Consider the following 23,792-nt stretch of genomic DNA (forward strand, 5'->3'; position numbering starts at 1 on the left):
AAGGGGTATCACTGCTTTTCCTGCAAATGCCGCTTGGCAAAACCAGTTTAAATAAGAACTCGTCCTTGGTCACTTGGTGGGATTACAAATATGACATTTGAAGAATTACAACGCGCAGTTACCTCTGGTTCAATCGATACGGTACTTGTTTGCATGGTTGACATGCAGGGCAGATTTATGGGAAAGCGCTGTCACGCACAATTTTTTGTCCAGCACGGCTATCAGGAAACTCACGCATGCAATTACTTGTTAGCCGATGACTTGGAGATGCTGCCTGTGCCAGGTTACAGCAGTGCCAGTTGGAAAAGAGGGTACGGAGATCTCCTTCTCAAGCCAGATTTGTCAACCCTGCGGTCACTGCCGTGGCTGGATGCAACCGCACTAGTAATCTGCGATATATTTGATGCCGCTGGCCAGCCTACGGCTCATTCGCCTAGACAAATTCTGCAGAAACAGTTGCGCCGATTAGCTGATTTGGGCCTGTGCGCCGGTTTCGCATCGGAGCTGGAATTTTATGTGTTTGATGAAACTTACGATGCAATAACAAAAAAGAATTACAACAATCTGGAGACATTCGGAACCTATAATCAGGATTACCATATCCTGTCGACGACACGTCAAGAGTCTGTTATGCGTCCGATTAGAAATGGACTTTACGGGGCAGGCGTTTCAGTTGAATGCACCAAAGGAGAAGGCGGGGCGGGTCAAGGAGAAATCAATGTACGTTATGCTGATCCCTTGCTAATGGCAGATCACCATGTCCTCATCAAACACGGTAGCAAAGAGATAGCGGCGCAGCATGGCAAGGCGATCACCTTCATGGCCAAGTGGAATTATGAGCTCGCCGGCTCCTCGTGCCATGTCCATTCATCACTTTGGTCTCTGGACGGAAAGCCGCTTTTTTACGATGCGTCAGCCCCCAGCGGTATGTCTGCGTTGATGAAAAGCTACTTGGGAGGTCTGCTGAAATATTCGAAAGACATTACCCTCTTGTTGGCCCCCTATATCAACTCCTACAAGAGATTTCAGATGGACACCTTTGCACCGACCAAGGTCGCCTGGAGCCACGACAACCGTACAGTTGGCTTCCGTGTCTGTGGCGAAGGTTCAAGCGCAGTCCGAGCAGAGTGCCGTATAGGCGGTGCGGATCTGAACCCTTACCTTGCGTTCGCAGGCCTTATTGCCGCAGGTCTGTCGGGTATTGAAGAGAACCTGAATCTGCCATCGCCGTTCGTCGGGGATGGCTATCGGGATGCTCAGCTACCAGAAATTCCCAAAACGCTGCGAGCAGCTACTGAAGTTGCTTCGAAGTCGGCCTGGCTGCGCGAGGTTTTGGGAAACGAGGTTGTGGACCACTATGTTCACGCGGCACAGTGGGAACAAGCAGAACATGATCGATGCATTACTGATTGGGAGTTGTCCAGAGGATTTGAAAGAAGTTGAAAGACGCCGATCACTGTCTTTTTACTGCCTTATCTGTCTCTGTTGTTCCCGATCCCGCAGGGGGATTACGGGCGGAGCTTGCATATCTTTGAGAGATAAGTATGGACAATTACATCTCATTCCGCACAAAAGGAATCAAGACAAACGCCGAATTAGGACGCCCATGATTATCGAATTTTTTTCGCCTCGATTTGACTGGGTGTTCTGCCATCCAGCGTCGGCACATCATCGAGCTTGCGTATAAGTCCATCCAATTTTGCCAGGTCACCTTCAACAATAGCCCGCTCATCGGCCGTCAGGGGCACGGCCTCCAGATAATGTCCGATGGAGGTTTTACTTTCCAACGCCTGCGCTCGGGCGCTGGCTTTAGGAACATTAAAATCACAGCCGGCACACGCCATTCGATGGGGACAACTGCTCCAGAACGGATTTGAACAGTACGAATCGCCCAGATCATAAAAGGTATAGGGATCAGATGAATGGCGCGCGATTACGTCGTGGTCGATAAGCACTGACACCATGTGCGACATTTGATCCGCTTTAACAAATGCTGCCGCCAGCTTGGTGGGGCGGATGCGGATGTAGTGGAGCGTAGAACTGGGCGAACTGTGCCCAGACCACTGCATCAGCTCCATTAGCGACATACCCTGCGGAACGCTCGCCAATGCAGTCACGACCGAGGCGCGCCCCCGATGGCTGGTAATACGACCCCGACTGTCGTCTAGCGGGACACCTGCTTTTGCACATAGCATCGGGATAATCGTACGGTTGATGACTCCCGCGCCCATGCGCTTGCCCCGAAATTGAAACAGGTAACTAACCTTCTCCCCGGTTCGTTCATCCATAAGCGGTGCCTGGTTCACCGGTCTTTCTTGAAGCCAGGCGTCGATTCGCTCTTTAACCACCACCGCCACGGGTTTGACAAAAGCCTTGAACGTCTTGCTGGCTGGAATATCGAGGTAGCACAAGGTCCCTGGTGGAATTGTGGTTCCGTCGTCGTGTACCACCTCATGGGGCTGGGCATGCGCACACCCTATGGACAGTCGCATAATTTCATTATTGCGTAGCCCGGTGTGTGTCCACACCACAGCCACAGCCTGCATCATCGCTAAGGGGTAGTGAATTTCCGAGAGTAAGTCCTTACGCTCCAAGTTCAGGCTGGCCCAAATCAACTTGAGCCAGCTTGAGTCGTCAATCACACGTGGGTTGATCGCTGAATTGAAGGCGACGGTAAGCGGGGTAGCCAAATGATGACGCGGACTGAAATTTAAACGCCCCCATCCCCATAGCTCACAGTCGATAAAAAATCGCCGCAGGGCATGAAGAAAATGGCGTTTTGAGTTGGCAGCAATCGGTTGACCTAACCCCTTTAACTTAGTATCACGAGCCGACTCCAGGGCCCACTCACCGACCGTCATCCTATCAACTGCTGCAATAAACGCGGCGCAGGTCGACATGCTCCAGTCGAAAGGTGAACTCACCAAAGGCTGTTCACGCGCTAGCCAGATGCCGGTTCTCAAAATAAAGCTATAGTTACTTTCTCGAGTGCGGGGACGCAAGGTGGAGGTGTCTCGCCATCGACGACACCATCGCGCCCAGGCAGGATCGATACCCTCAATACTTTTTTCACGCCAACTCACGTAGCCGCGCATGCGCAATGGCTTTTCCAAAATCCCAAGTGCGGCGAGTCCGTGTGAAACTTTTCCAACCAACCTTGCCACACCGTCGCTTCGATGCGCTTGGCCTTTTAGCAAAAGCGCCTCGGTGAAGGTTTCAAGACGGGGGTCGCCGTTTTCCAACATCAGTGCACCGAGCACACTGGTCACGAATTGGTCGAGGTGACGGGCCTTATACCCCAGCGATTTTAACTCCGCGCTTAAACGAGCATGTTCAGATTCGAATATCTCGTGTCCAAAAATAAATGATGCGTAAATTGCAGATTGGCGAAATTTAGCAATGCGTTGAGGCGTATGGAAACCGCCCAGATGGTAAGCGACTGTAGCAAGATAGGGACGAGAACCGGCACGGGTGTTAAGCAAAGTGAGCCATTGCGTTTCTGACCAGCACCAATAAGGCATACCGGTTTTGCTGACCTGCCAAAGAATGGCCGCCACTGAAGGAACGGCTAATCGATCCGAAACACCGCTGTGGGCGACGAGGTCAATCAAGGGCTTTATAAGCGTAGGCATTATCGATCGCAGATAGGGCCAGTCGGAACGGCAGAGATGATTCGAGAGTACGGTGCGCTCCAGATCCGACAATTCCTCTTGACGCTCATAATGATCCACATCAAATGGCACGTAGCTCATGGTCAATAATGCTCCCGTGACGATTACTCCGACTTGAAGAGTTCAGCGAACAGTCGGGCGTCCAGACTACCCACCGAATGCGCCAATCTTGCAGTCAGGTCCGCGCCCGACAGGTGCACATAAATCAAGGTGGTCTTCGGATCCCGGTGACCTGCATAGGCCGTCAACTCATGCAGTTTCCACCCCGCACGAGCCAAATGCGTGAGTCGCAGATGACGAAAAGTGTGTGTGCTAAGGCATGACAGATTTGAGTCTCTGGCCCATCTTTCTACCGTTTTACTCCACGTCCACCGCGTGAGTGCCGAACCTCGATTGCGATCAGACTCGGATCGAAACAGGGCTCCTTTCGACCGACCGGCCAGACGAAGGGCATGAAGATGCGTCCCAAGTATCGGCGCAATGTCAGGGCTGTAGCACACGACACGGCTGCGTCGGCCTTTGGTCGTTTCTGCGCGCACTGAAATGAGTCGATGGGCGAGATCCAGGTCTTCGATTCTCAGGCCCACCAGTTCGGCACGACGGAGCGCACCGCAGTACGCCAACGAGAGCATAAGTCGATCACGAATAGACGACCTGGCCGCAATGCTGAGAAAGTAACGCCACTGCTCATCCGTGGGGATGTCGGGCAGCTTTATCAGGCGAGGCACCAGCCCTCTCACAAACCCTGAATGTCCAGGGATCTGACACAGGCGGCCGTGCTGGCCGCGAGGTACCGGATTCTGTGCGCAACGCCCCTGAAACACCAGGTGGTCGTACCACAGGCGGATCGCGGTGAGGCGCTGGTGCAAGGTCGAGTTCGCCACCGCGTTTTCTTGCCCGGGCAGTAGCCGACGGATGTAGAGCGTGACTTGCTCAAATGTGATGGATTCAGCCTCCAGACTGGAGGCCTCGCAGTGGAGCAGGTAGTGCGCTAACCCCCGGCCATACGCCTCCAAGGTAGCCGGCGCTCTTCCCAGGTTCCCGAGCAGTTCCAGCCATTCCTGAACGCTAGGGTAGCGGTGAAGCACGTGCTCATAAGAGGCAGTAGAGGCCATGGCCAATCCCCCAGAACGTCGACAGAATAAGCGTAGCCCAGAAGCATTCCACCTAACTTACTACAGTGCATAGTTGCCAGAGTCGTTGATCGGCATACCGTCTACCGACATGCCGACCTGATCGGAGTTGAGGCCGCGCATGGTAAAGCGAAAGCCCGACAGGCCGGTGGCATCTTCACTGGAGATATTCAGGCCCGGCGTGTACTTGAGTTTATCGATCGCGTTACCTGTTGCGGTCTGCTTGTCGAGCGCCTCCTTGGTCACCGTGGAGCGCGCCTTGATGCTCTCCTCCTGAACCATGTAGCCACCGCCAACCGTCGCCTTCCCTTGTACGCCAATGGTGCCGACGTCACTGGCACTCGAATCAGCCATGGCCATGCCGTGGCTCATGCCAGCGGCGACCAACGCAAGGTGAATTCTGGAAAGCTTCATCACTCTGTTCCTTGTCAGTGCTATTGCACGCTGTAGTTGAAGGTGGCGGTGAAGCGCTGTTCGCTACGCCCGCCGAAGGCTTGCTCGGGAAACGGTTTGACTTGCTTGATGCGTCGCAGACTGTTGGCTGCTGCGCGGTTGAGCAGCATGCTGGACGCCTGGGTCTGAATGCCGGAGTCCAGCACTCGCCCCTGGCGATCAACCAATAACCACACCACCACTTCGCCGCTCGGACGCTCCAGTGAGGCCTGGCGTCCGGTCGGGTACTGTTTGTAGCCATCCAGATCGTTACGCAGCCCTTTGAGGTAGCCGCCTTCGAGGCCCTGCGTGTCTACTTTCGGCTGCGCCGGTGGCTGAGGCGGCGCGACGGCAGCGCTGGCCACAGGCTTACTGGGGGCCTGGACCGGCTCGGCGGGCTTTACTAGCGCCGGGGCTGGCTTGGGCACCGGTTCCGGGCGCGGCTTGGGTTCCGGCTTGGGCTTGGGCACGGGCTTGGGCACAGGTTTAGGCATGGGCTTGGGCGGTGGCGGAGCAGGCTCGGCGTCTTCGCTTTCCACCACGGGCGGCCTTGGTGGCGGCTCTTCAGGCTGAACCGGAAGCGGCTCGGTCGGCACCACGGGCTCTGGCGCTGGAGGCTCAGGCTCGATCAACGCCAGCTCCACGGCTGACTGGTCATAAACCGGCTCTACCTTAAGGGCCCGCGTCTGCACCCCCATCACAATCACGATGAGCGCCACCAGCGCTGGCAGGCCTGCGAGCCACTGACGTACACGAAACAGGACATACATGGTCAGGATTTACGCGTGGCAATGGAGACCGAGGTAAAGCCACCCAGACGCAAGGTGTCCATGATCTCGACCAGACGTGCGACCTCAACGCCCTTGTCACTGTTGACGATAATGGTGGTTTTAGTATCGGGCTTTTCCAGCGCCTTCAAGGCAGGCACCAGAGCCTCGACTGTGGTCGCCTTGCCATCAAGCTGTAATTCGCCGTTGAGGCCCAGGGTCAGGATCGATTTGTTCTGCGGCTTGAGCTGCTGTGAACTGCTGGCGCTCGGCAGCTGGGTTTTCATCCCCAGAGCCGGAATCACGTTCAGGCTGACCAGTACGAAAAAAACCAGCAGAAACATCATCACGTCGATCATCGGGATCAGTTCGATGTGCGCCTTGCGTTTTTTAGGTTCGTCCCACGTTCTCATACCATCCGCCCTTCTTGTCAGAGGCCGAGAATCTAGCAACCGAATATGACCGATCAGTTAGGTTTACATGACTGTTACATGGCCTTTGTAAGCTCTTTTGATGGCACTAAAATGTTTCTCGCAGCCGTCATAAAAACGCCATGGAAACGCGGCAATTCTTGAGTATTCAACTCAACGGAAAACCCGGGATGCGTCTCGATATGCCCAGTATCCGCAGCTCACGACTATTGCTCTGCCCGTTGCGAGCCGAGCAGTCCAGCGCCTTGTCGCGACTGGCTGACGACCCCGTGATTGCGAACATGACGGCCACAGTCCCCTCGCCCTATACCCTGGAGCATGCACAGGCGTTCATTGCCGATGCACCGGAACAATTCGCCGCTGGACGAACATTGAGCCTGGGGGTTCATGCCCAGGAAACCGGGGAACTGACCGGGGTCGTCTCACTGCGCCTGTCAACCTCGCATCGCAGCGGCAACCTGGGTTACTGGATCGGTGCCGATTACCGAAATCAGGGCTACACCAGCGAGGCGGTGCAGGGTTTGCTGATGCATGGCTTCACCGTCATGAACCTCAACCGCATCGCCGGTCAGTGCTTTGCCGACAACATGGCCAGCGCCAGGGTGCTGGAGAAGTGCGGACTGTCGTATGAAGGCTGTATGAAAGAAGCATTTTTGAAGAACGGTGTTTTCAAAGACATGTTGCTGTTCGGGCTGTTGCGCTCGCAGTACGAACCAGCAGAGGCCGCGCAATGACTGACTTCAATCCGGATCGCCGACGCATCATTACCGGCGTGGCCGGTGCCACGCTGCTATCGATCCTCAGCCCGTTTGCCCGCAGCGCAGGTGTCGATTATCCGTTCACGCTGGGCGTGGCATCCGGCGACCCGCTGCCTGACGGCTTCGTGATCTGGACACGCCTGGCGCCACAGGTGATGACAGCCACGGGCGACGGCGGCCTGAAAAAACCCGTCGAAGTACGCTGGAAAATCGCCAGCGATGCAGCGATGACTCGCGTCGTACGTACGGGGCAAGCGACCGCTCAACCGCGCTTTGCTCATTCAGTACATATTGAAGTGGGCGGTTTGCAGCCTGGACGTCCCTATTGGTATCAGTTCGAAAGTCTGGGCGCGCAAAGCGCCGTGGGTCAGGCCTGCACTGCGCCGCTGGCAACCGCCATGGTCTCGGCACGGTTCGGCTTCGTGTCGTGTTCACATTGGGAGGCGGGATATTTCAGCGCCTACAGGCACCTGGCTGCGGAGCGACCTGACATGGTGTTCTTTCTCGGCGACTACATCTATGAAATGAACGTTTCTCCCACAAACATACAGTTCCCGCGCCGCCATGCCACCTCAGACCCGATGGACCTGGCGGGCTATCGCAACCGATACGCGCAGTACAAGACCGACCCTGACCTGCAAGCGCTGCATGCCTGCGCGCCGAGCGTGGCCACCTGGGACGATCACGAAGTACAGAATGACTACGCGGCGCAGTGGTCCCAGGACCCGAATGTTCCGGTGGACAGCTTTCTACGTCGCAGAGCCGCCGCTTATCAGGCGTTTTACGAGCACATGCCCTTGCGCGCGAGCAGCCTGCCCAAAGGACCGGACATGCGTATTTACCGGAACCTGGACTATGGCCGCCTGGCACGTTTCCATGTACTCGACGGTCGGCAATATCGCTCCGAACAGGCATGCATCCAGGCCAACGGCAGCCGTCGAGGCTACGTAGCGCCCAGCGACTGCCCGGATCTGAGTGACCCGAAACGCACCATGCTCGGCTGGGAACAGGAAGCCTGGCTGGACCGCAGCTTCGCTGAATCACCTGGACAATGGAATGTCATTGCCCAGGACTTGCTGGTCGCTCCACTGGAACAGCGCAATCTCAAAACGCAGGCGCTGGGCCACTGGACCGACGGCTGGGACGGCTACGCGGCGACCCGCGAGCGCATGCTGGCATCCCTGCAACGCCAGCAGACCCGCAACCCGGTGTTCTGGGGTGGCGATATCCATTCGTTCTGGACCACCGACCTGCACGCCGATGCGGGCAATCCGGACTCAGCCGTCGTCGCCACTGAATTCGTCGGCACCTCGGTGACATCCAGCGGACCGCCATTCGACGCCTTCAACAGCATTCTGGGGCTCAACCCCCATGTGAAGTTCTTTGACAGCCGCCAGCGTGGCTACGTGGCGGTGGACCTCAGCGAGCAGCAGATGCTGACCCGCTTCCAGGTGGTGTCGGATGTGCTCGACCCCGCTGCCAGTGTGTCGACGCTCAAACGCTTTGCGGTGGAGGCTGGCAAGGCCGGGGCGGTTTCTGGGTAGGCGATTCGTAGGGAGGGCAGCACTTGGGACAGTATCGTCCACTGTGAAGAGACAGTAAAACGCGCGTCAGGCGCTTTTTCCCTTTCCGGTGAGCTACTAATCTGAACCCACGTTGAACGCCACACCTCACCTACCCAAACGAAAGGACTTGACCATGAAAAACGCCCCTTACAGCCGCCTGAACAAAGATGACGCCATCGTGCTGCTGATCGATCATCAGACAGGCCTGATCTCGCTGGTACAGGACTTCACGCCGAACGAGTTCAAGAATAACGTCCTGGCCCTGGCTGACCTGGCCCGCTTCTTCGAACTGCCGACCATCCTCACCACCAGTTTCGAACAAGGCCCCAACGGCCCGCTGGTGCCGGAACTCAAGGCCATGTTCCCCGATGCGCCATACATCGCCCGTCCAGGCCAGATCAACGCCTGGGACAACGAAGATTTTGTAAAGGCGATCAAGGCGACCGGCCGCAAGCAGTTGATCATCGCCGGGGTAGTGACTGACGTGTGCGTGACCTTTCCGACCCTGTCGGCACTGGCTGAAGGCTTTGAAGTTTTCGTGGTCACCGATGCATCCGGCACCTTCAACACCACTGTCCAGCAAGCCGCCTGGTCGCGTATGACCCAGGCAGGTGCGCAGTTGATGAACTGGTTCTCGGTGGCCTGTGAGCTGCAAGGTGACTGGCGCAACGATATCGAAGGGCTGGGCAACCTGCTGTCCGAGCGGATCCCGAACTACCGTAACCTGATGAACAGTTATTCGGCACTGACTGCCCGGTAGAGGCCCTGCGTCAAATCAACTCCCACGTATCATTGGCCTGCCTGCAGAATGTGTTCTCCTGCTTTTCAGTGGTGCCACCGTTGGCTTCCAGGCTTACAGAAAGCGGTCGACAAGTAGTCTCGGCCGCTGTTTTGCCAGAGGGCAAGGAAGAGATTGAGCCCAGATCGAATGCTTCAGTCTCTTTGCTGGCCGACACATTCATATCATCGAACCTGACTGCAGCAAGCCTCTTTCTGGTATCGGCATCGGACTGCGTCATCACGTAGTCCTTGTGCACGTAGCCCACGGTCACGCCCTTGCGCCCCACCAGAATCCAGTCACCGGTAGAACCCACGGCAGTGAATTGCGTATTGCCCGGCAGGCTGCCCACCTTGTCAGCGTTCATGTTCGGTGCAGAGCGCACGTTGAGTAGACCGGGTGACATAGGGTTGATTGATAAGCTTCATCGACGGCACGCCCTGAATGTTGGGCGTGCGTTTGACATCGATGGTCCGGACCGCCTTGAACTCCGGGCCTGGCGTGATCCGGGCGCTTGCATTGGAGTGATCGGAACGCCAGATGGCCGTGGGCTGCGCTACAGGAGTTGCGGGCTGACTCAGAACTTCCTGAGTGCGCAGCGCCAGTGCCTGTTTATCCCTGTCGTCGAGCAACTGACCGATGCGGTTACCAATATAGCCGCCGATGCCTGCAACGATCAGCGCGGCTGCGATCTGACCGTTACCCTTGCCCATCGTTGCACCGACCGCCAGACCGGCGATACCGCCGATCACAGTACCCGCCTGTTCCTTGCTGATGCCCATCTGCGCGCATCCGGTGACTGAGGTGGCGATGCTTACCGCCAGAATTGATGCAACGAATTTCTTGCGCACGGGGCTTGCTCCCTTTTGAAACGTTTCACTCGGCGTCGAGCAGAGGTCTGGTCAAGTTGTACAACATGGCTTCTGCAGACATCGCCCAATGAAAGACACCGGCCATGAGGGTCGGGCCGGCCTCGATGTCCTTGAACGCAGTGCGATAGCCTGGCGATTGAATGATTGCGTTGCCGGCGAGCAATGGAACCATCACGATCAGGGCCACCGCTGCCGCTCTGACGGCGACAAGCCTCTTCTGTATGAACGCGCGCTGCTCGACGGTCGACAACAACAACCCGACGATATTGAGCGCGCCCATGAAAAGACCACTCAGCAACGACCAGGGTACGAACCACATGTTTTTGAGGACGCTCAGGCTCTGTGCGCCATGCACATCAGTGCGCGCAACGTCGCTGGCCATGTTGCTGGCGATGCCATTGAGGTACGTGTTGAACTGATTGGGCGTGACAAGCAGGTCCATTCCTTCCACGTAGAGCGGGCCCAGGACCTGACGCGCCATGCCGCGCACCTGCGCAGTGTTGGCCATCGCCTGACGGGTACGCAGGCCTGAAGGCATCGCCAACGCGTAGTCTTCGGCGCTCGGCGGGTCCTGTTGCAGGGCTGCGTTCGGGAGGGCAAGCGGTTTGCGTTTATTGCCCGCTACGCCAGAGCGCCGCAAGGCTTCTACCTTTGCGTATTCACGGGCGATATCGTCAAAGACCGGGATGACTTCCGCTTGCAGCCGGCTGTAGAGCCTATCGGCGTTGCGTCGGGTATAGCCCTTGAAGACGGTTTGGGCGAAGCCCTGAAAATTGTGGCCAATCTGCTCGACGTACGAGCCCTGAACACTCATGAGTACGCCAAGATTGGCGATGAAGGCCTTGCCCTCGCCCTTGTCGCGATATTCCTGATAGGGAATGCCGGGTATCTGCACCGAATCGTAGAGCAGGCCTTTTTTCGTCACGTAGGCGTAAAGGCTGTAAACCCGCAGATCGGCCGGAAACGCTTCAGCAATCGCGTCCGGGACCACACCCTGAACCCACCAGGTCAACGGGGCCAGTACCACGGTACTGAGCAGGATGGAGCGCATGAGATGCTGCTGATGTCCCCATTTCCCATGAGCCCAGATACACAGGCGCCAGGCCGCCAGGCACACGCTCACTGCGGCAAGGCTCTGCCCGTATATTTCCAGCGCCTGCAGGTTTTTGAGGGGAATATCGGCGCCAGCCTTGTTCAACAACTCTGCGTTGAACAGCAAGCCACCGATCAGGCAAAGGGCATTGAGAACGGTAAGTACAGCAAGCAGCATCCAACCAATCCTTGTCAGAGTGGAACCAGTGATTCACAACACTTGAGTGCGAAGGTGATCACTGACCAACTGCGGCGCATTCTGCCTGCCGTCCAAAAATGATGCCAGAGCTATCAGGTGTTGCCGGTCGTCCGTGCCCTGCAACACCTGAAATACCGACAGTGACGTCAGCTGCTACTTCAACTGATTGGCAAACCGACCCACTGCGCCTACCACCTGTTTGGCCCCCTCCTGAATCTCGACGATCACCGCGCCCGCCTCGTTGGCCAGCAAAAGACCCTGTTCCGCCTGAGTGCGGCTGTTGGCCATGCCGCGTACCGCCTCATCGGCCAGCGACTGGTTTTGCTGCACGACGCTGACGATCTCTTCGGTCGCGGCGCTGGTGCGGCCGGCCAGTTGGCGGACTTCATCGGCGACCACGGCAAAGCCCCTGCCCTGCTCACCGGCGCGCGCGGCCTCGATGGCGGCATTGAGCGCCAGCAGGTTGGTCTGCTGGGCGATGCCGCCGATGGTCTGCACGATGGAGCTGATCAACAGAGACTGCTTGCCCAGTGCTTCGATGCCCGACGATGCCGACTGCATCTCTTCGGATATCTTGCGCATGGTCTGCACAGTGTTCTGCACCACATCCGCGCCGCGCTGGGCGCTGACGTCGGTCTGCTGGGAGATTTCAAACGCCACGCTGGCCGCCTGGCTGACTTCATCTTCGCGGGCGACCTGATCGGTCACCAGCGTGGCGAACTTGACGACCTTGTAGAGTTTGCCCTGAGCATCATGAACCGGGTTGTAAGTAGCCTCCAGCCAGACCTCACGCCCGCTGCTGTCGATACGTTTGAAGCGCCCTGCGACGAACTCGCCGCGGTTGAGCATCGCCCAGAACTCCCGGTACGGTGCCAGTGAAGTTTCAGCCGGATCACAGAACATGCTGTGGTGCTTGCCCTTGATCTGCGCCAGGCTGTAACCCATGCCACGCAGAAACTGATCATTGGCCGTGAGCACGTGGCCGCCAAGATCGAACTCGATCACGGCGGTAGAGCGCAGCAATGCCTGAATGAACGCAGAGTTCTCGGCAGCGGTCTCGACGGTCTGGGTGATGTCCGACCCGTAGCATTGCAAGGTCACCAGTTTGCCCTGGTCATCCAAAACCGGCTGCCACATGGCACGAATCCACACCAGACTGCCGTTGGCATGCAGAAAACGGTAGTTGTCGATCACCGACTCACCTTTCTGCACCGCCAGCTTGAGGTTACGGTAGCAATCGAGCTGTTTGACGTAGGACGGCACCATCTGGTCCAGATCCTTGCCCAGCAACTGGTCGGTAGAATAACCAAGCGCCCTTAAGAAGTTGTCATTGGCATGGACGATACGGTTGTTGGCGTCCAGACTCAGCGACACCATACGCGCGTCCATCCCTTTCTGCATTTGCCGATACATCGATAACTCGGCGTGTTGTGCCTGTAATTCCTTTTTCAAGCGAGTGTTGAACATGACGGCACCAGTAGTGGGTTGTACGTATGTATCGGCCTAAGCGTAGACGGGATTAAGGCGTTTCGTCTGATGATGGCAGATTGAATTGATGTGGGTTCCCCGCATAACCGGGGCCTGCAATTGCGGAACCTTGAATGGGCAGGCTGATAACGAATGTGCAAGGCGAAACAAAATGCAGGAGCCATAGGTCACAACGGGCTGACCAGCTATTGCCTGCTAGACTCACTTACTTGCAGCAACGCCATTAAGGACCCTCAATGATGCGACGCATTCTGATCACCGGTGCAAACGGTTTTGTCGGGCAGATGCTGTGCCGTAAGCTGCAGCACGCCGGGCACCATATTGTTGCATTGGTGAGCCCTGACTCTCCCCGCTCCGCTTATGCTGCCGAATCGCTGCATTGTGACATTCGCGACGCCGCTGGCCTTGAGCAAGTGGTGTCTCAGGCAAATCCCACTCACGTTGTGCATTTGGCGGCTATTACGCATGTGCCTACCAGTTTCCAGGACCCTCTGGCCACCTGGCAAACCAACGTCATGGGCAGCGTGAACCTTCTACAGGCATTGCAACGCAAGGCCCCTCAGGCATTTGTGTTGTTTGTCAGCTCATCGGAAGTCTACGGCGAGGCATTCAAGCAGGGTATTGCGCTCGACGAAAACAGTGTCTGCAAACCCATGAATCCCTATGCCGCCAGCAAACTTGCCGCCGAAGCGGCCTTTCATGAGTACTTTCGTCGTGGCCAGAACGGTATTGTCGTACGTCCGTTCAATCACATTGGTGCCAGGCAATCGGCTGATTTCGCGACCGCGTCATTTGCTCGTCAGATCGCCTTGATAGAAGCAGGCAAGCAAGCACCACAGTTGAAAGTCGGCAACTTGCAAGCGGCGCGAGACTTTCTCGATGTGCGTGATGTGTGCAATGCCTACGTCGCCCTGCTGGACATGGCCACCAGGCAGGAAGCCTATCCTCAATGCCTGAATATCTGCAGCGGCGAGCCCGTCCGTATCGAGGCAATACTGAGTCAGCTCATGGCACTGAGCTCAGAGAGGATCGATGTGATAAACGATCCCGAACGAATGCGGTTATCTGACATCCCCTGCGCGTTCGGTGATAACTCCGCTATCCAGAAAGTCACTGGCTGGACGCCCACCACAACGCTGCAGTCTACACTCACAACACTGCTGAATTACTGGCGCGATGAGATAGCTGCAACGGCTTGAGCTAACGGTTTTATGCGTGAGGGGCGTTGCGATCAACAACGCCTGAAACACCCACCCTACACCTACTAGAGTATGAAAGAGGGACGCTTAAAACGATGTTCCCTGCTGGTTACGCTTCAGATCGGCATCCACCATCAACCGGCATAGCTGCTCGAGACTAGTGTTCGCTTCCCAGCCAAGCACCTTCCTGGCTTTTTCAGGGTTGCCGATAAGCAGCTCCACTTCAGAGGGGCGATAGAATCTTGGGTTAACTTGAACAAGGGCTTTGCCCGTGGCCGCATCAATGCCCTGTTCGTTCTCTGCGCTACCTTTCCACTCCAGGTCAATATCGACAGCCTTGAAGGCCATTGCCACAAAGTCTCGAACGGTTTCGGATCGATGGGTGGCCAGTACGAATGAGTCGGGCTCATCAGCTTGCAGCATGCGCCACATGCCTTCGACATACTCCTTGGCAAAACCCCAGTCACGTCTGGCATCCAGATTGCCTAATTCCAGAAGTTGTGACATACCCAGTGAAATACGTGCGGCAGAATCGGTAATTTTGCGGGTGACAAACTCTTTTCCCCGCAGAGGAGACTCGTGATTGAACAGAATGCCGCTGACACCGAAGATCCCATACGACTCCCGATAGTTGATCGTCATCCAGTGCGCGTAAAGCTTGGCCACACCATAAGGACTGCGAGGATAGAACGAGGTGCTTTCGACCTGTGGGACTTCTTGCACCTTGCCGAACATTTCAGAAGTGGACGCCTGATAAAAGCGTATTTTCGGGTTCACTATGCGTATCGCTTCAAGCAGGTTGACTGCGCCCAGGCCGGTAATTTCAGCAGTCGTTATCGGCTGGTCGAAGGAAACACCAACAAAGCTCTGCGCCGCCAGGTTGTAAATCTGGGTGGGCTCGGCTTTTTGCAGCAAGCGAATACTGGCACTCAAGTCAGTCAGGTCGTGTTCAACAAGGTGCAAATTCGGATGGCTGGCCACGCCAAGTTCTTCAAGACGCCAGAAGTTGACCGAGCTGGTACGGCGGTAGGTGCCGTAAACCGTATAACCTTTTTCCAGCAGCAACTGAGTCAGGTAAGCGCCATCCTGGCCAGTGATACCCGTGATAATTACAGATTCTCTAGGTGCATTCATAAATAGGGGATTCCGGTCCGGGCTGACGCGACTTCATTTATTACGCCGAGGTGCATTCATGACGCTCGGCACGCTCGCTTCGAAGGCAACCCACAGCGCTTGAGTCGAAGCATATGATCACTATAGATGCGGAATCTGATGTGCAAGCAGTCATTTTCAGTAAGTTATGTTTGCGAGCTGCTCCGAACAAATATCAGAACAGGATAAGTAGGCCGTGCGGTTTACCACTCTCACCGTGCGGTTACCCTAGCGCAGATGACCAAAAGGAGAACAGCAGTCGTCCTGACGCCTTGCCGGAAAGTCGACAGGAACCGCCGGTCGCCTTCAAGACCCACACACTACACACTAATAGCACTAAGACATCATTCGTGATGTCCTAATGTCTCTCGATGTTAATGTACCGGTGTCACATGCTCGTTTCCGCCCTTGAACGCCCCAATCCTGAAGATGCACAACTCCTTGCGGAGGTAGAGCAGACGATTACTTCAGGTGTGGGTGCGTTGCGCTTCAGCCGTGTGCTTGAGCGACGCTACCAGGCGGAAACCAGGCCACAGCGGCGCGAATTTCTGACGGCGGTGGGGATTGGTGGCAGCCTGATCTACAACCTGTTTCTGATCAGTGACTGGTTGATTCTGCGGGATGTATTTGTCTATGTGGCGCTGGGGCGTCTGTGCCTGATCACGCCGATGTTTATTGTGCTGTTAGTGCTGGCGCAACGCTTTTCCACTCGCTGGGCAATGGAAACGACAGCTGCGACCGCGACGGTACTGTGCTCGCTCATGCCCATGCTGGTGATGATTCACAGCCAGAGCCCGTATCAAATCTTTTATCAACTGGGCATGCTGTTGATCATGGCCTATTGCACCATGATCCAGCAATTGCCCCTGCGCCATGCAGCCGCCGCGATGTCATGCATGCTGATCATCCAGTTGGTGACAACCTACATTGCCAATTTCGCGGACTTTGTGATCTGGCAGGCCAATGCAGTGCTGTTCGTCTCCACGGTAGCGCTGCTGTTAATGGCTTCGTATTTTCTGGAGCGCGCCAGCCGCATGAGCTATCTGTTCGCGCTTCGCGGACGCCTGCTGCAAGTGCAGTTGATGGAGTTCGCACGCACCGATGGTTTGACCCGCCTGTTCAATCGACGCTATCAGGACGAAGTGATGACCTCGGTTTGGGAAAGCGCGCGTAAAACACCGGCGGACGTGGCCATCATCCTGCTGGACATCGATCACTTCAAATCCTACAACGACAACTATGGACACCCACAAGGCGATACCTGCCTCAAGTTGCTCTGTCAGAAAATCCAGCAAAGCGCGCATGAAAATGGAGCCGTGGCGTTTCGTTTTGGCGGTGAAGAGGTTCTGGTTCTGATGAATGGCGATGCCGGACAGGCCAGAGAAATGGCCGACGCCCTGCAGGCCGCTGTCGCGGCGCTCAAGTTGCCGCACCCGGTGCTGGGCGAAAGCGCGTTCGTTACTGTAAGCCTGGGGGTAGCGTGTGCAACCGCGCCGCAGACCACTGCCGACCACCTGATCAGCGCTGCTGACAATGCCCTCTACGCCGCCAAGCGCGCCGGACGTAACTGTGTTTGCTTTGCGTGAAATGACGCTTTGCAGGGCCCGGCTTTACCCCACATCCAGGCCGCTTTAAGCTCGTCGCGCAAACCAAGGCCAGGAGCCAGCGCATGAGCGTTCACATTGATGTCAATAACAACCCTACAGAAGAAGATCGCCTGGCGATTCTGGAACCACTGAAGCGCTTTAACGCCGAGCAAGCGGGTGACGGCAAGTCAGAGAAAGTGGCGATGTTCATTCGCGATGATCAGACCCGGGAAATTCTCGGTGGCCTGCACGCACGCATTCTTTATCAATGGTTGTTCATCGAGTTGCTGGTGGTGCCGGAGCAAACCCGGGGGCAAGGCATGGGCTCGCGTTTGATGCAGATGGCTGAGGATCTTGCGGTCGAGAAAGGCTGTGCAGGGATCTGGCTGGATACCTTCGACTTCCAGGCTCCGGATTTCTATCGCCGCCACGGTTACACCGAGTTCGGGCAGATTGACGACTATCCGCCCGGCAGCAAGCGCTTCTTTTTCCAGAAGCGTCTGCCGGTATCAGCGTCCTGACGCTTGCGTCAGACCTTGAACTTGCCTACCAGGTTGTTGAAGGAAATCGCCAGACGAGACAGCTCCTGACTTGAAGCGCTGGTCTGGTGAGCGCCAGCAGCGGTCTGGGTGGAGAGGTCCTGAATGTTGATCAGGTTGCGATCCACCTCGCGCGCAACGTGCGACTGCTCTTCGGACGCGGTAGCAATCAGCATGTTGCGATCGTTGATTTCGGCAATGCTCTGCGCAATGCGCTCCAGCGACTGGCCGGTGGCCTGAGCCAGGGATTGAGTATTGCTGGCGAGGGTACGGCTGTTACCCATGGCTCGCACAGCCTGATCGGCACTGGCCTGCACGCTGCCTATCATGGTTTCGATTTCACCTGTGGACGCCTGAGTACGAGCGGCAAGCGCACGTACTTCGTCGGCCACCACGGCAAAGCCGCGGCCCTGTTCACCGGCGCGCGCAGCCTCGATGGCGGCGTTGAGGGCCAGCAGGTTGGTCTGTTCGGCGATACCACGAATCACGTCCAGCACCTGACCAATCTCACGAACCCGCCCGGCAAGCTCTTCAACCATTGAGGTGGAGCTGCTGATCTCGGCGCTGACGTTATTGATCGCACTGACCGCATCACGCGCCTGATCACGCCCGGTAGCCGCTTCGGTACTGGTCCGCTTTGAGGCGTCAGAGGTAGACATGGCGTTACGCGCCACTTCTTCGACCGCAGCGGTCATTTCGGTGACCGCCGTGGCAGCCAATTGAATCTCGTCGTTCTGTCGCGTCAGGCCACGGCTGCCTTCTTCGGTAACGGCATTGAGTTCTTCAGCAGCCGAAGCAAGCTGATCGGCAGCGCTGGAGATCTGTCCGATAGTGCTCTTCAGGCTGTTCTGCATATCACTGAGCGCAGTAAGCATCAGGCCTGCTTCATCACGGTGAGTGCTGACGATCGGCTGGGTCAAATCGCCACCGGCAATGCGCTGCGCACTGACAAGGGCAGAGGAAATGGGCGAACTGATCACACGACTGATAAACAGTGCCAAAAGGAAAGCAGCCACGAAGGCAATGCCGATACCCATATACAGATTGAGATTGGCCGATGATTCTGTTTTTCCAGCGGCGATTGCACCTTCGCCTATCTGACGGTTGTTGGAGCCGACTATGATGTTCAGCTCACCCATCACGGTCAGATAGGCCTTGCGAACGTCGCCTTCGACCAGCGCCCTCGCGGCTGCAACGTCTCCGGAAAAGGCAACAGCCGCAGCCCGATCGACCAGCGTCTGATAGACGGGCCAGTCCTTGTCCATCTGATCACCTGCAGCGCGCTCGTCATCTTCAAGCGGTGTCGCACGATAGGTCGCGTAAGCTTTTTCTGCTTCTGCGCGATTGTTTTTCATGCTGGCGAGAACTTCATCCTTCGCGCTTTGCGACGCATCGCTGGCGGCGACCGAAAGCAAGCGATACAAATCACGATTCTGCTCGACAACATTGATGGTGGCCTCGTTGGTTTTCGACACCGACACCAGGTTGTTGGAGAACGCAAGTTTCAGGTTGCTGGCAAGCTCACCGATCCCCCGGCTGGCAACCATGCCCACCGCGAGGGTGATAACCGCGCAGAGTGCAAATGAGATAAACAGCTTGGTGGAAAGCTTGGCGTTGTAGAACCAGTTCATGGAGAAATCTCTAGTTTTAACAGCTGGCTGAGGCTGGGCTGCGGTGCTCGAGGACCGGCAGCTTCAGGCTCTGTATAAAGCGTCTATCGGCAGCATCAAGCACCACTGAAGTGACATTCATCCGATTGGCCGCCAAGGGCTCAGGGCTAATGGCGCAATGCTTTGAAACAGGCTTAAGGTAACGGCCCAGCGGTGTAACAAGAACTTCCCGCACTGACTGCGTTAGTATTTCCCGCCTACGATCAGTCAGAGCCACGAATCAGGATGCCGTCTTCGCCCGCCGAAAAACGTCCATTACCGTCCATCCTTGCCGGTCCGCTGTTACGCCGCCAGGAAGCCGGCCGCCTGGTACTGTGGCTGGTGGGCTCGCGCCCGCTCAAGCTGATACTGCGTCTGCGTCATGGCGTTGAGAATGCAGCAGATGACTTCAACGACCATTCACTGACCGATCAGCAATGCCAGATCGTCGCAGTAGGTCGCCACGCATTCATTCATCTGATCGACCTGCAACTGGAGGCCGAGCTGCCCCTGGACACCTGGATCGATTACGACCTGTTGGTAGATGGCGAACCGGGCGGTATCGCCGAGTGGGCGCCGCACCTGCTGTACGACGGTGCCCGTTATCCGAATTTCGTAGTGCGCAGCAGCATTGATCAGCTCTTGCATGGCTCGTGTCGCAAGCCACATCACAGCGCGGCCGAGGGTCTGCTCTGCGTGGATCGCCTGTTGGCCGACAACCAGGACCCGTTGCAACGCCCTGCGCTGTTGATGATGAGCGGCGATCAGATCTACGCCGACGATGTCGCCGGGCCGATGCTGCGCGCCATTCATGTGCTGATCGAACGGCTGGGGTTGTTCGATGAGCAACTCGACGGTGCTGTTGTCGACGACAGCACCAGCCTTTATGCGCACCCGGCCAGCTATTACCAGCGTGCCGACCTGCTACCCGCCCTGAAAAGCAACGACACGCTGCGTGAGCGGTTCTTTGGTGGCACCAGCAAGCCGGTATTTACCAGCAGCACCGCGGATAACCATTTGGTCACTCTGGCGGAAGTGGTGGCGATGTACCTGCTGGTCTGGTCACCCACGCCCTGGACCCTGATCGAGCCAGGCAAGCCGCATCTGGAAGCCGACGAAGTCGAGCGTTATGCCAGAGAGCAGCAACTGGTCGAGGATTTCACTGCGGGGCTTGAGGGCGTGGCGCGTGCGATGGCTCACCTGCCGTGCATGATGATTTTTGACGACCATGACATCACCGATGACTGGAACCTGTCGGCAAACTGGGAAGAAACCGCGTACGGCCATCCCTTCTCGAAACGCATCATCGGCAATGCCCTGCTCGCCTATCTGCTCTGCCAGGGCTGGGGTAACAATCCCGACGCACTCAACGACCTGGTCCGGCAGGTACATGAACTGAGTGCAGCGGCTGTGCGCAAGGATAACTGGCTGGACAGCACGGCCCAGGACGCGCTGATCGATCATTTGCTGAAGTTTCAACAGTGGCATTACGTTCTGCCGACCAGCCCGGCGCTGGTGGTACTGGATACGCGCACCCGACGCTGGCGCAGTGAATCGAATTTCAATCACCCGTCCGGCCTGTTGGACTGGGAAGCGCTCAGTGAACTGCAACAGGAGCTGATCGACCATAAATCGGCGATTATCGTGTCACCTGCCCCCGTGTTCGGCGTCAAGTTGATTGAGGCGATACAGCGTGTCTTCAGTTGGTGCGGCTACCCGTTGCTGGTCGATGCGGAAAACTGGATGGCGCATCGTGGCGCAGCCAACGTCATTCTGAACATCTTTCGCCATTCCAGAACCCCAGGCAATTACGTGATCCTCTCGGGTGATGTGCATTACTCGTTCGTCTACGAAATCCTGATCCGTCAGCGCAGTGGCGGGCCTCACATCTGGCAAATCACCAGCAGTGGCATCAAGAATGAATTCCCCCGTCGTCTGCTGGACACTTTTGATCGGCTGAATCGCTGGTTATACTCCCCCCGCTCACCTCTTAACTGGTTCACCAAGCGCCGCCTTATGAAGGTTGTTCCGCGCATGCCCGAGCACAGCAAGGCCGGTGAACGCTTATGGAACTCGGCAGGTGTCGGTCAGGTAATGTTCAATGAACAGGGCCAGCCGACCCTGATCAACCAACTCAATGCCAACGGTGACGCGCCTACCTGTTTCGTCGAACCGCAAGACTCCAGAGACGAGCGGTCTGACACAGATCGCGGTTTTCTGGAAAGTAACCGGGAAACAAGGGATAGTCACCGCTAAACTTATCGGCAATTGCCGGGTCGATAGTTGCTACCGGTCAGGTTTGCGGCACACCCTGGCAAGCATTATTTCCTGGAGAGCGCCCCCGTGATAACCAATCAACGCATAGCCAGACTCAACGCTTGGGGCGCGCATGGCTTCACCGCCACCGGCGTCGTCCTTGCGTTCCTGGCTACCATTGCCTTGTTCAACAACGAACCCAAAGCCTGCCTGCTGTGGCTGGGCGCTGCCCTGATCGTGGATGGCGTAGACGGCTCACTGGCTCGCAAGGTCAATACCACATCGGTACTGCCGCACTTCGATGGCTCGGTGCTGGACCTGGTCATAGACTATCTGACCTACGTGTTCATTCCGGCACTGTTCATCTATCGCTACATACCGGTGCCGGATTACACGTTGCTGCTCAGCGTATCGGTGATTCTGGTGTCGTCGCTGTTCTGCTTCTGCAACGTCGACATGAAAAGCAAGGACAACTACTTTCAGGGCTTTCCCGCGGCATGGAACGTAGTTGCCCTGTGCCTTTACATTCTGTCGCCCGCGCCGTGGCTGACGTTTATCACCATTATCGCCCTGGCATTGCTGACCCTGACGCGCATGAAGTTTCTGCACCCGTTCCGTGTGCGTCGTTTCATGCCGATCAACATCGCAGTCACCACCGTGTGGTTGTTGTCCAGCGCGCTGCTGATCATCAACCACCCGCACAACGGCCCTGTGGTCATGGGGCTGTGGCTGGCGATGTCGGCGTATTTTCTCGGAATTTGTGTCTGGAGAACGTCGCTGGAGTGGCTGGGCCGGCTTAAAGCCTGACGCCGAGGCCAGAACAAAAAGCTCGCTGATCGCATTGCGCGGTCAGCGAGCTTTTTTATGCGCGCCCTATTTGCTCTCGGCCTGCACCTCGGTAGCAGGCGGGATTTTGCCGAAGTAATGCGTCGTAAAGCAGCACAACCCCAACCCGCCCAAGGCCAGCAGGCCGCCGACAATACCGACATTGGCAACCCCGAGATGGCTGCTGACCACGCTGCCGAGCAGCGCACCGCCACCAATACCGATATTGAAGATGCCCGAGAACAGCGCCATTGCCACATCGGTCGCATCCGGTGCCAGCGAGAGTACACGCGCTTGCAAGGTCAGCCCGAAGCACATGATCGCCATGCCCCAGATAATGGTCAGCGTGCCGAGCGCTGTCGCATCGCCGGAGAGTGGCAATAGCATGAGCAGGCAAACGGTCAGCGTGCCAATGGCGGTGATCAATAGCCCGTTAGGGAAGCGGTCGCTGAACAGGCTGAAGATGATCGAGCCCATGATTCCTGCACCGCCAAAGACCAGCAGCAGAATCGTGGTCATTTCGCCGCTGAGTCGGGACACAGTCTGGGTGAACGGCTCGATATAGCTGTAGGCGGTGAAATGAGCGGTCACCACAATCGCGGTCAGTAGGTAGATCGCCATTAACCGTGGGCGTTTGAACAGGATCGGCAGGCTGCGCAACGAGCCGGAGTTCTGGCTGGGCAGCAAAGGCAGCGCGCGAGCCAACAGGAAGACTACCAGCGCAGCGATGCCGGCGATGCCCAGAAAGGTAGTCCGCCAGCCCAGGGCTTCACCCAGCACGCGACCCAGCGGAATACCCAGCACCATCGCCAGCGATGTACCGGTCGCCAGCAGGCCAAGCGCCTGAACCTGCTTGCCGGGCGGTGCGATGCGCACGGCCAGCGACGCCGTGACCGACCAGAACACCGCATGTGCAAAGGCGATACCGACCCGACTCACCAGCAGGATCGCGAAGCTGGGGGAGATTGCGGAGAGTACATGGCTGACCACAAACAGGCCGAACACGAACATCAGCAACTTGCGGCGCTCGATGTTGCGCGTCGCCAGCATCATCGGCAACGACATCAGCGACACAACCCAGGCATAGATCGTGAGCATCAGCCCGACCTGGGCGGGGGTCATCTCGAAGCTCTGGCCGATGTTACTCAGCAGACCTATCGGCACGAACTCGGTGGTATTGAAAATGAAGGCCGCCAAGGCCAGCGCGAATACGCCAAGCCAGCTACCTGCTTGCTCGTTTGGAGGTGAAGTTATCAAGAGTCGCAACGCCCTGAAAATGTTCCGACCCGAAGGCCGATCGCCACGCATGAACATGCACGCCTGACACCTGTATGGAAAACCGCGGCTCGCCCCCCACTGAAAAACCAACGCAAAAACGCTCCGCTCGACCTTCAGAATCG

18 protein-coding genes and 4 pseudogenes are annotated in these 23,792 nt (G+C 56.9%); 9 read left to right on the top strand and 13 right to left on the bottom strand.

What is annotated here, in order from left to right; genetic code table 11:
- Positions 1-90 precede the first annotated feature (90 nt).
- Positions 91-1,443: a glutamine synthetase family protein gene (locus AC4ANE_RS23385; RefSeq protein ID WP_002556119.1), complete on the top strand. Its 1,353-nt coding sequence runs from the start codon at positions 91-93 to the stop codon at positions 1,441-1,443.
- A 167-nt stretch (positions 1,444-1,610) separates the two neighbouring features.
- Here the strand turns inward: AC4ANE_RS23385 and AC4ANE_RS23390 are convergent, their stop codons facing one another.
- The 5 genes and pseudogenes from AC4ANE_RS23390 to AC4ANE_RS23410 all read right to left on the bottom strand — a co-directional run bounded on the left by AC4ANE_RS23390 (position 1,611) and on the right by AC4ANE_RS23410 (position 6,416).
- Positions 1,611-3,752, bottom strand: coding sequence for a site-specific integrase (locus tag AC4ANE_RS23390; RefSeq protein WP_044423822.1), 2,142 nt, complete (start codon positions 3,750-3,752; stop codon positions 1,611-1,613).
- A 23-nt stretch (positions 3,753-3,775) separates the two neighbouring features.
- Positions 3,776-4,786: a tyrosine-type recombinase/integrase gene (locus tag AC4ANE_RS23395; protein WP_031596629.1), complete on the bottom strand. Its 1,011-nt coding sequence runs from the start codon at positions 4,784-4,786 to the stop codon at positions 3,776-3,778.
- 63 nt (positions 4,787-4,849) lie between these two features.
- Positions 4,850-5,218: pseudogene (locus tag AC4ANE_RS23400) on the bottom strand (Plug domain-containing protein); the annotation flags it as partial.
- A gap of 20 nt (positions 5,219-5,238) precedes the next feature.
- Positions 5,239-6,006, bottom strand: coding sequence for an energy transducer TonB family protein (locus tag AC4ANE_RS23405; RefSeq protein ID WP_044423823.1), 768 nt, complete (start codon positions 6,004-6,006; stop codon positions 5,239-5,241).
- Positions 6,007-6,008: 2 nt separating this feature from the next.
- Complete coding sequence (locus AC4ANE_RS23410) at positions 6,009-6,416, bottom strand: ExbD/TolR family protein (RefSeq protein WP_002552107.1); 408 nt, start codon at positions 6,414-6,416, stop codon at positions 6,009-6,011.
- A 188-nt stretch (positions 6,417-6,604) separates the two neighbouring features.
- On the opposite strand from AC4ANE_RS23410, the gene AC4ANE_RS23415 reads away from it, so the two are divergent.
- The 3 genes from AC4ANE_RS23415 to ycaC all read left to right on the top strand — a co-directional run bounded on the left by AC4ANE_RS23415 (position 6,605) and on the right by ycaC (position 9,517).
- Positions 6,605-7,168, top strand: coding sequence for a GNAT family N-acetyltransferase (locus AC4ANE_RS23415; RefSeq protein ID WP_002552106.1), 564 nt, complete (start codon positions 6,605-6,607; stop codon positions 7,166-7,168).
- A complete protein-coding gene (locus tag AC4ANE_RS23420; RefSeq protein WP_031596636.1) occupies positions 7,165-8,736 on the top strand; it encodes an alkaline phosphatase D family protein in 1,572 nt (523 codons plus the stop codon). Before AC4ANE_RS23415 ends, AC4ANE_RS23420 begins: the two co-directional genes overlap by 4 nt.
- A 154-nt stretch (positions 8,737-8,890) precedes the next feature.
- Positions 8,891-9,517 carry an isochorismate family cysteine hydrolase YcaC gene (ycaC, locus tag AC4ANE_RS23425; protein WP_005777887.1) on the top strand — a complete coding sequence of 209 codons (627 nt, stop codon included), beginning with the start codon at positions 8,891-8,893 and terminating at the stop codon, positions 9,515-9,517.
- Positions 9,518-9,527: 10 nt separating this feature from the next.
- Here ycaC and AC4ANE_RS23430 read toward each other — a convergent pair.
- The 4 genes and pseudogenes from AC4ANE_RS23430 to AC4ANE_RS23445 all read right to left on the bottom strand — a co-directional run.
- Positions 9,528-10,386 (bottom strand): annotated as a pseudogene (locus AC4ANE_RS23430) (SH3 domain-containing protein).
- Between the two features lie 25 nt (positions 10,387-10,411).
- Positions 10,412-11,677 (bottom strand): hypothetical protein, encoded by a 1,266-nt coding sequence (locus AC4ANE_RS23435; RefSeq protein WP_057425191.1) that lies wholly within the window; start codon positions 11,675-11,677, stop codon positions 10,412-10,414.
- Between the two features lie 174 nt (positions 11,678-11,851).
- Complete coding sequence (locus AC4ANE_RS23440; protein WP_369812071.1) at positions 11,852-12,406, bottom strand: methyl-accepting chemotaxis protein; 555 nt, start codon at positions 12,404-12,406, stop codon at positions 11,852-11,854.
- 42 nt (positions 12,407-12,448) lie between these two features.
- Positions 12,449-13,165 (bottom strand): annotated as a pseudogene (locus tag AC4ANE_RS23445) (PAS domain-containing protein); the annotation flags it as partial.
- Between the two features lie 260 nt (positions 13,166-13,425).
- Here AC4ANE_RS23445 and AC4ANE_RS23450 point away from each other — a divergent pair.
- Positions 13,426-14,385, top strand: coding sequence for a GDP-mannose 4,6-dehydratase (locus AC4ANE_RS23450; protein WP_002552099.1), 960 nt, complete (start codon positions 13,426-13,428; stop codon positions 14,383-14,385).
- Between the two features lie 87 nt (positions 14,386-14,472).
- Here AC4ANE_RS23450 and gmd read toward each other — a convergent pair whose 3' ends face one another.
- Positions 14,473-15,519, bottom strand: a complete 1,047-nt coding sequence (gene gmd, locus AC4ANE_RS23455; RefSeq protein ID WP_002552098.1) for a GDP-mannose 4,6-dehydratase — start codon at positions 15,517-15,519, stop codon at positions 14,473-14,475.
- A 410-nt stretch (positions 15,520-15,929) separates the two neighbouring features.
- Between gmd and AC4ANE_RS23460 the strand changes: the two genes are divergently transcribed.
- Positions 15,930-17,123: a GGDEF domain-containing protein gene (locus tag AC4ANE_RS23460; protein ID WP_002552097.1), complete on the top strand. Its 1,194-nt coding sequence runs from the start codon at positions 15,930-15,932 to the stop codon at positions 17,121-17,123.
- A gap of 83 nt (positions 17,124-17,206) precedes the next feature.
- Positions 17,207-17,644 carry a GNAT family N-acetyltransferase gene (locus AC4ANE_RS23465; RefSeq protein WP_002552096.1) on the top strand — a complete coding sequence of 146 codons (438 nt, stop codon included), beginning with the start codon at positions 17,207-17,209 and terminating at the stop codon, positions 17,642-17,644.
- 8 nt (positions 17,645-17,652) lie between these two features.
- Here AC4ANE_RS23465 and AC4ANE_RS23470 read toward each other — a convergent pair whose 3' ends face one another.
- On the bottom strand, positions 17,653-18,537 hold the full coding sequence (locus AC4ANE_RS23470) for a methyl-accepting chemotaxis protein (protein ID WP_404944462.1): 885 nt from the start codon (positions 18,535-18,537) through the stop codon (positions 17,653-17,655).
- Positions 18,511-19,293 (bottom strand): annotated as a pseudogene (locus tag AC4ANE_RS23475) (MCP four helix bundle domain-containing protein); the annotation flags it as partial. The pseudogene AC4ANE_RS23475 and the gene AC4ANE_RS23470, both read right to left, overlap by 27 nt.
- A gap of 264 nt (positions 19,294-19,557) precedes the next feature.
- On the opposite strand from AC4ANE_RS23475, the gene AC4ANE_RS23480 reads away from it, so the two are divergent.
- Both AC4ANE_RS23480 and pcsA read left to right on the top strand, forming a co-directional pair.
- A complete protein-coding gene (locus AC4ANE_RS23480) occupies positions 19,558-21,567 on the top strand; it encodes an alkaline phosphatase D family protein (RefSeq protein ID WP_002552094.1) in 2,010 nt (669 codons plus the stop codon).
- A gap of 87 nt (positions 21,568-21,654) precedes the next feature.
- Positions 21,655-22,374: a phosphatidylcholine synthase gene (gene pcsA / locus AC4ANE_RS23485; RefSeq protein WP_002552093.1), complete on the top strand. Its 720-nt coding sequence runs from the start codon at positions 21,655-21,657 to the stop codon at positions 22,372-22,374.
- Between the two features lie 66 nt (positions 22,375-22,440).
- Here pcsA and AC4ANE_RS23490 read toward each other — a convergent pair whose 3' ends face one another.
- Positions 22,441-23,649 (bottom strand): sugar transporter, encoded by a 1,209-nt coding sequence (locus tag AC4ANE_RS23490; RefSeq protein WP_031596642.1) that lies wholly within the window; start codon positions 23,647-23,649, stop codon positions 22,441-22,443.
- Positions 23,650-23,792: the final 143 nt, after the last annotated feature.

The sequence above is a fragment of the Pseudomonas sp. Pme6b genome (genome assembly GCF_058129925.1).